The following is an 8738-nucleotide window of genomic DNA, read 5'->3' on the forward strand; positions in this document are numbered from 1 at the left end:
CGGCGACCGGCTTCCACGACACCGTCACCTCTCCGTCGCCGGTCGCCTCGGCATCGGCCTGGGGGGAAGGAACCAATTTACAAGTTAAATAATCGTCAGACGTAAAGTTATTCCAACGACCGTTGGCATAAGCCTGAACAAGGAATGTATATGTCTTCCCGTTTTCAAGCCCATCGATTTCATAGGAAGTTCCTGTGCAATCATACGTATAGGTATTAAACCCACCATCGCTCTTGCGCAGAGCAATTGCATACTTAGATGCATTGGGGACTGAATCCCAGCTCAACTTGATTTTACCGTCATGCATCTCGGAAACCACCGGATCAGGTTTAGCTTCCTTCGAAAGGCCAAACTGGTTAGCAATAGCCAGAGCATCTGCCTGGCCCATTTTTTGAAGGTATAGCGAATTGGCCAAAAGTCCGGCATCATAACTGTTGTCGATAAAACCATGTTCGACCAAAACTGCAGGAATGCCATATTGGCGACAATTTCTTATGACAGAAAGACTATCGGCGTTGCTGCCGTCAGGATAATAGAGCTGCGTACCGTTTAAATCGTAATAATCATTTTTTGTACCACGGTTAACGAGGCCAACAGATACAAGCCTGTTTAGAACATCTTGGCCCAGAGACTCTCCGAGTTCATTAAATGAAGAAAACCAACTAGCTTGCCTCGGAATCCAAATTTCCGCTCCGGTGCCACCGCCTGAATTGATGTGAAAACTCATGAACAAAGATGCGTTGTTGTCTCTTGCAATTTGGGCGCGAGCAATAAGTTCGTTTGTAGTGTTGGCAACGCCAGTAACGGAAGTGTCAGAATCACGTGTCATAATAACTCGAACGCCAGCGTACTTCTGGAGTTCATCGCGGCAATAACGTGCAATTTGCAACGTAAGATCCTTCTCACGAAGACCATTGCCGATGGCGCCGGAATCCCAACCGCCATGACCAGCATCTAAAACAAAGACCCAGCTACGCGCCCGTGCAGAGTTCTCCGAAATGACATCAACGGCAGATTCCAACGAATCAAACGAAGCACCTGTGTCGTCAGTAAACACGGACTCAAGCTGATCATCCGAGTCGCCATCAGACAGCAATCGATACGGTGCAGCCACTTCACCGGCGCTAAACATCTGATCAGAAATTTCATCAGGAAAAATACGAGTTGCTCCAGAGGCATACTCCACCTTAAGCAAGGAATAAACGCCAGCGGCAGAGACGCTCGAAGAGAAAAGATATGTGTTGTCAGCACTGGAAGTGACATCGAATCGGATAAGGGCTTCAGACGCAGTATTTGCACAATACAGTGCCACAGGCTCATCCGACGGCGTCCCGTCAAAGCCCAAAGCAACTCTTTGCGCATCTCCGAGGTCAACGTGACTCTTCTCGATATAAATAAACGAAAGGTTATCTACATCTGAGCTATCGGCAAAAGCGTTAACGGGATGACCAAGAAAAAGAGAAAGAAGTGACATAGCAAAGATTGCGGTCAACAAATAGCGCTGGATACTCTTTTGCATATACAGTCCTTAAAAGAAAAAGGCGGCCAGAAGCCGCCTTTTAATATCTATCGAGTGGCGTAAAAAGAAAGAACAGCGTCAGCAACATGATGCCTATCGGCATCGCTTAGACCATAGTACATAGGCAACCTGACAAGCCTATTGCTTTCAGAGGTAGTAAACCTGTCTTCCCCGTCAAAACGACCAAACATCTTTCCTGCAGGCGCATCATGCAAAGGAATGTAATGGAAAACAGCTTGGACACCATGGTCCTTAAGGTAAGAGATAAAATCACCGCGTTCCTTAAGATCTTTACACTTGATGTAAAACATATGCGCGTTATGTTCGCAGCCTTCAGGAATATAGGGAAGCTCAATCTTGCCGGCATCTGCAAGCGGCTTTAAAGACTCCTGATAAAAATGCCAAGTTGAGAGTCGATTCTCATTAATTTCATCAGCATGCTCCAGCTGCGCCCAAAGATAAGCCGCATTCATGTCAGAAGGCAGGTAGCTCGACCCACGATCAACCCAAGTGTACTTGTCTACTTGACCCCTAAAAAAGCGCTGACGATTAGTCCCTTTTTCGCGAATAATTTCAGCACGATCGCAGTAACGCGAGTCGTTAATAGAAAGCGCGCCACCTTCGCCCATCGAATAGTTCTTAGTTTCATGAAAGCTATAGCAACCAAAATGACCAATAGTGCCGAGAGCCTCACCCTTATAAGAACTCAAAACACCCTGTGCCGCATCTTCAACGACCAACAAGTTGTTGCGTGTAGCGATGTCCATGATTCGATCCATATCACATGCAACGCCAGCATAATGCACAGGAACGACAACCTTGGTTTTATCAGTTATCGCCCTCTCAATGGCATCGGGATCAATATTCATTGTGTCAGGGCACACGTCAACAAACACCAAAGTGGCGCCGACCATTTGAAATGCCGTAGCAGTAGAAGAGAAAGTGAAGCTAGGCAGAATCACCTCATCACCAGGATGTAGGTCGCATAAGATTGCTGCAAGCTCAAGCGCGCTCGTACCACTAGTCGTTAGCAGGATCTTATTGGAATTAAAACGGTTCTCGAGCCATTCGCTACATTTTTTGGTAAAAGGACCATCACCGCAAATCTTACGATTGACAGCGCAGGCCTCTCGAACATATTCCATTTCCGTGCCCACATAAGGCGGGAGATTAAAATTGATCATATAGCAGCTCCAAATGAATATAGTCCGATACCAAGCAAAATAAGAAGCAGTGAAATCCACTTCCGTCGAGACATTTTCTCATGAAAAATCGTAATACCGAATATTGTCACATATATGTAGCTGGTGGCTTCCAACAACGGACCCATGGAAAGGGGAATCCCTTTATAAGCAAAAATCGAAAGAAAGGTCGTACAAACGAAAAGGAAGTAAGCGCAAATCACTAGAGGGTTCAGATACTCTCGAACCCTGCTGTCATACGTCTTAAGAGCAGCCTTCTTTAGCATTACTTGAGATATTGCACTAATAAAAACACCGAGGAGAAGAAGCAAGGCATATCGAAAATCCACAGCACTTCCCTCCTAAGCAGCATCGGAATCTGAAGAGGCAAACAAAGCCACGCCAATTAATACAATAATGCCTCCGGCAACCTGAAGAAAGCCAAGCTGCTCCTTAAAGACAATTACACCCCATACCATGCCCCATACAACTGTAACGGCGCGATTGGCATAGGCTGTCGTTAATGGCAGTCGTTTAATAATTTGTTGCCAGCAAATAGCATAAATGCCAAGTAGCATGATAATTCCGGCATAGCAGACACAAAAACCGAAAGATAGAAAAGGATAGCCTGCCGCAAACTTACTTAAGATACCGCTACAGGAATACAAAACCAATAGCAGATGAAGCGCTAAGAAAACGCGTCCATTTTTCAATTTCTATACGCCTCGCTTCGGCAAGTACTTTTCCAAATTATCAATCGAATCTGAAGTCAGGATATAGAAGCCGTATCTGCTGCCGCTATCGACAATTTCATGCTCCATGTCATTGTCCACAGAACTTCGCTCGACTCTCACATGCCTATCGCATTCTGCTTGTCGAAGCATCGCTAAGTCTTCGCCATCAAAAATAAATCGAATCATGGCGCATTCAGGATGCTCAGAGACACTCAGGTCGGGCTCACGCCCAGTAGCAACAGAAATTACTGCACCCAAGAAATCAACTCCCGTTGAGAGTTCCACGAGATCGCTGCCGATACAGTCGCCACCCATGCGGCTACCAATTTCGACAATACGAATATCCTCATTCTCATTAACCAAAATCTCTGAATGAGAAGCGCCGAATTCAACTCCCAAAGAATCTAGGGCGTGAGAAACAACTTCAATGATTTTGGAACGTAAAGAATCTGAAACGGGTGCAGGCTGTAAGTGACCAGTTTCAATGAAATGCGGAGCTCCAGTTGTGTATTTCCTCGTCAGTGCAAGAAAGTGATGCTCACCTTTCCAAGAAACAAATTCAACACTAAATTCAATGCCAGTAAAAAACTCTTCAACGACACATGCCTTAGAAAAGGAAACATTGATTGCAGCGCGGACGGCATCCTCAAGTCCTTCTGAAGACTGAAGCTTAGTGATGCAACGACTACCAGACCTGTCAACAGGCTTTACGATTATTGGATAAGTGAGATCTAAACCATCAATATCAGTAAGGTCGGTCACCTGGTAGCTTTTAGGAGAAGGGTCTCCATTTTTGAAAAAGGCTTCACGCATTAAGTGCTTATTTGTGGATACGTCGATGCAGTCAACTGAATTGGCACACAGACCGAGCTTGTCGGCAACCTTAGAAACAGTAATGTTGCCGAGATCCGTACCGATAGAACAAATGCCGTCAATACCGATAGAGCTACACTTCTCAGCAATTTGATCGATTTCGGTAATACTAATAGGATAGAAATAGTCAGCAGTGCGCTCGCCAATATCGCCGCATTCCCATGCGAAGACATGCGTTTCGAAGCCAAGTTGTTTGGCCTTAAGAATCAATGGATTTTGAAAATCAGACGCACCGATAATAGCGAGCTTTTTCGACATCTTTACTTCTCCCAATTGGCCGAAGAGTTCTTTTCGAAATCATTCCAGCGGCCGCTTTCCATCTCAGCCTTATAATCGAGCATCATCGAATAATAGTCTCTATAAGCTGGAACAAAACCGAAATCACGCTCAGCCTTACTCATATCGAACAAAAATGAAGGGGTGTTGTTCTTGAGCTCCGGCCTGTAAACGATTTTCGATTTAGAGCTGTCGCCAAATACCTCGATAACTGCACGAGCCTGATCTTCAAGCTCCAAAGGAACCCCGCTTGTCATGTTATAAAGCCCATGCGTTGAATCGCTTTCCAAAGCCATTCGATATGCCCGAGCAACATCCTTCACATAGATAATGTCTCTTGAGATATGAGGGTCTCCCCATATCTCAAGGTTCTGTCCGGACGCGGCCTTTTCGATCCAGACTTGGATAGCAGACTTGTACGGCTTACCATCAACTAAGATTGTGCCATGAGGTCCAACGCCGTAAACCGGAGGAAAACGGAACACTGCCCCCTGAAGACCATGTTGCTGCGAATAATACTCAATCAAATCGTTGGCAGCATTCTTCGTGATGGTATAGACAGCGTGGTCACCAGTAAAGGAGAAATTCCTGGGCTCATCCTCAGTAATGGCATAGTCCTTTCTCCATGCCCCAGAGACATCACCATAAGTAGTGGCGGAAATTATCTTCTTGATGCCATTCGTCCTGCAATACTCGAGCACGTTCACTGTGCCCATAGTATTCACTCTAACGTAATCGATGGCATTCTCTTCGTTAACCAAATCAGCAGTTGCATTGGCAGGAAGCAAACCAGCTAGAAGAATTACGCCCTCGACGTTATCAGCAGGGAGTTTTGAAAAATCTTCAGGCTTAGTAATATCGAGACTAATAAACTCGGCACCCATGTCTTCAAGGAAAGGACGAAGTCGTTCATTCCTACCGGTAGCAATAACTTGTTTGCCTGATTTGACAAGCTCGTCAACGGTATACATACCGATAAAACTGGTTGCTCCAATAACAATTACCATAGCTTACTCATCCTTTCCATTGCACTCTTTTTCAATCACATACAGAGGTCTATTTTTAACCTCAGTAAAAATATTGCCGACGTACAGTCCAACGATTCCAATTGCAGACAAAATGAGACCACCCATAAAAAAGATGGAACAAAGAAGGCTAGTCCATCCAACTTGAATTCCTGGAACACAGATTTTTTGAACTATCGCTGCAATTAGAACAAGCAAGGCAACGAAGGACATTGCAAAGCCAACGTTAACCGCAAATTTCAAAGGCTTATTAGACTGGGCGGTAATAAGCTCAAACGCCATATTAAGCTTTTTCCTAAAACTATAGGAAGACTCACCAGCAAAGCGTTCATCGCCAACTATCTCTATCGCAGTTTGCCTAAACCCAAGCCACTTAATAAACATCGTGTATCCACGGTTATGTTCACGCATTGAACAATACTGAGAAATTACCGCGCGACGAGCAATACTGAAGTTGCAAAGTGAAGGATCATAACTACCGTCAGTAAAATACTCATACACTTTATAAAAAGCTCGAGACAACGCCATGGTCAAAGCGCTATCTTTTCGCTCTACCCTTTTTGCAAAAACGACATCGAAGCCCTCCAGAGCTTTATTATAGAGCTGGGGAATGGCCTCAGGCCTATCCTGGAGGTCGCAATCCATTACGACAACCCAATCACCATGGCAACAGTCAAGACCCGCAGTGATCGCACGAATTTGGCCAAAATTACGAGCAAGCTTGATTCCATACACACGTTCATCAGCGTCGCATATCGACTGCACAACAGACCACGAATCATATGGATCGTGGTCGTCAACAAGAACGAGCTCGAAAGACGCCTCCATCTTTTCAAAAACATCAACGATTCGCTTATGCAGTTCGGGCAGCGCCTCTTTACAACCATAAACTGGAATTACAACAGAGAAATCCATAACTAGCCTTAGATTGAGTTTAATAACTTACTCATGATGCATTCGATTAAGCCAACCGTCAAATCATAGTGAAGGCAATCATCAAACGAACGCCGGGCCTATTTGATGAGCACGCACTGCTGACGAACTTCGCTTTTATTAGCGTTATTAAAACAAGGGCCAATCAGGTTGCCAGGCAGAATTTGGTGCCACATCTTATTGTCATGGGAGTTATCTCCCCAGAAAAATCCAATATGGCAATCGATAGAACCATCTGTTTTAAAGAAAATTACATCGCCCTTCTTAGCCAATCCGCTATTCAACATATCGGCAACTGTATTGAAGTGATATACCTTACAGCCAGAGTCAATTGCATAACCATACCAGCGCCACGCATTGATATAGCCGCCGCCGCCGGGCCCCGCGCCCCACGGAGTATGGTTGTTGTTGGCTGCGACTGCATCAACGTTTACGCCGAGAGATTTAAATACATGGGCAACAAAACCAGTGCAGTTCATACCGGTGTAGCCCCCGGGCCCTGGAGCGCCGTTAGGATACAAGCAAGTCTGATATGAAAAGCCACTTGAATATCGAGTACCAAGATAATAGCCATTGTATTGATGGCTCGTCAGCCAATTAACAACGGTTATGCGCGGAATGCCAAATACAGTGTCATTCGTGCCCGTCGGCTTTACACTAACCAGGTCGTCTTCATCAAAAGGCGACCATACGCCATCGAGATAAGCCTGAACGACAAACTGATAGGTCTGTCCACCGTTTAGCCCTTCAACTCTATACGAATTGCCAGTACAGTTGTATGTATAAGTATTATAGCCACTATTCGTCTTTACCGCGATAGCATAACGCGTGGCGCCTGACACCTTGCTCCATGATAGATTTGCGCAAAGATTCCCAGCTTTACCAGTTACACGAGGAGTAATTACACCATGTGGAACTGCGTCCACGAGCAGCGCATCACCGTAAGCAGACCAGGCTCCATCTACGTAAGATTGCACAAGAAACCTGTGATTGCGTCCATTCGTAAGGCCGGAAACCGTATAGCTAGTGCTCAAACAATTAGTCGTGAACGTTACATATGAGCCATTCTTATACTCTGCAATCGCGTATCGCGTTGCATTGGGAACAAAGTCCCAAGTAAGCTGTATTTTTCCATCGCCAGGACAAGTGGCCTTAACATTTTGAGGGGAACGAACGTCCTCAAGAACGGCTTCACATAAATATGCGTCCGAGGAAGAGCTCCATCTTCCATTTACAAATGCTTGTACAAGGAAACGGTAAGTATTACCAGGATTCAAGCCGGAAACCAGATACGAGGAATCTTTGACATCAAGAGAATACGTCTTGTAGCTATTTCCAGTCTTAAGAGCAACCGCGTACCTCTCTGCTCCAGGAATCTGATTCCACGAAAGAACACAGGAGGTCGCCGTGGCTTTCTCTAGATGAGGCCTCGGAGCATTAGGATCTTCGGGAATAGCGGTAACAAGGTCCTTGCTCCCAAAAGGAGACCAGCGACCATCAATATTAGCCTGAACAATAAATGAATACATCTGGCCATTGGTAAGTCCATTAATGGTGAATTCGGTATTAAGACAGTCATAGGCTACAGTCTTGTATCCATTATTTGTTTTATATGCAATTGCATATCGTAATGCACCGGCAACTGGATTCCACTTAAGGCTCACCGTCCCATCGCCAACAGCAGAAACGCTAACCTTAGGAGAAACAAGAGAGTACGGCATGCAGGTGATGTAATCAGTATCCTCAAGAGCGGTCAAACGATCGTAAATCTTCGCCCTAACATAGAACGTATATTCTTCACCGTTTTTCAAACCCTTGATTTCAACGCTAGTTTGATGGGATTTCAATCTATACGACTTACCGTTCGAACACGAAGCTACATATTGATTCGCGCCGGGCACGCGGCCCCACGACAGCTCGACGCTGCCGTCGCCGGCGGTCGCCGCGGGCGCGGGCTTGACGGTCCCCTCCGGCCTGCAGCGCACGAGGCTGGCGGGGCCGAAGGAGGACCAGCGGCCGTTCACGTAGGCCTGGACGAGGAAGTCGTGGTCGTAGCCGTTGGGCAGGTCGGTGGCGGTGTAGGACGTCCCGGTGAGGGACTTGGTGAAGGTGGCGTAGGTGCCGTTGGAGAAGGCCTCCGCAACGGCGTAGCGCTCGGCGCCCTCGACGGGCTCCCAGGTCAGGGTGACCTCGCCGT

8 protein-coding genes are annotated in these 8738 nt (G+C 46.2%); all 8 read right to left on the reverse strand.

Features of this window, described 5'->3' with window-relative positions:
- Positions 1-1519, reverse strand: a 1519-nt coding sequence (locus tag DXB53_RS05860) for an N-acetylmuramoyl-L-alanine amidase (RefSeq protein WP_199409688.1), incomplete at its 3' end; no start/stop codon positions are given.
- A 47-nt stretch (positions 1520-1566) separates the two neighbouring features.
- Entirely contained in the window at positions 1567-2703 is a 1137-nt protein-coding gene (gene rffA, locus DXB53_RS05865) for a dTDP-4-amino-4,6-dideoxygalactose transaminase (RefSeq protein WP_117583716.1), read from the reverse strand.
- Entirely contained in the window at positions 2700-2987 is a 288-nt protein-coding gene (locus DXB53_RS05870) for an EamA family transporter (protein ID WP_117583794.1), read from the reverse strand. Before DXB53_RS05870 ends, rffA begins: the two co-directional genes overlap by 4 nt.
- Positions 2988-3062: 75 nt before the next feature.
- Complete coding sequence (locus tag DXB53_RS05875) at positions 3063-3413, reverse strand: transporter (RefSeq protein ID WP_117583717.1); 351 nt, start codon at positions 3411-3413, stop codon at positions 3063-3065.
- Positions 3414-3416: 3 nt separating this feature from the next.
- The gene (locus DXB53_RS05880; protein WP_117583718.1) at positions 3417-4565 is read right to left on the reverse strand and encodes an acetyl-CoA carboxylase biotin carboxylase subunit family protein; all 1149 of its coding nucleotides are present in this window, start codon (positions 4563-4565) and stop codon (positions 3417-3419) included.
- A 2-nt stretch (positions 4566-4567) separates the two neighbouring features.
- Positions 4568-5590, reverse strand: coding sequence for an NAD(P)-dependent oxidoreductase (locus DXB53_RS05885; RefSeq protein WP_117583719.1), 1023 nt, complete (start codon positions 5588-5590; stop codon positions 4568-4570).
- A gap of 3 nt (positions 5591-5593) precedes the next feature.
- Positions 5594-6523 carry a glycosyltransferase family 2 protein gene (locus DXB53_RS05890; RefSeq protein ID WP_117583720.1) on the reverse strand — a complete coding sequence of 310 codons (930 nt, stop codon included), beginning with the start codon at positions 6521-6523 and terminating at the stop codon, positions 5594-5596.
- Positions 6524-6621: 98 nt separating this feature from the next.
- The coding region (locus DXB53_RS05895) for a fibronectin type III domain-containing protein (RefSeq protein ID WP_199409689.1) at positions 6622-8738 on the reverse strand (2117 nt) is incomplete at its 5' end.

It is taken from the genome of Collinsella sp. OM04-5 (assembly GCF_003439125.1).
Lineage (GTDB): Bacteria > Actinomycetota > Coriobacteriia > Coriobacteriales > Coriobacteriaceae > Collinsella.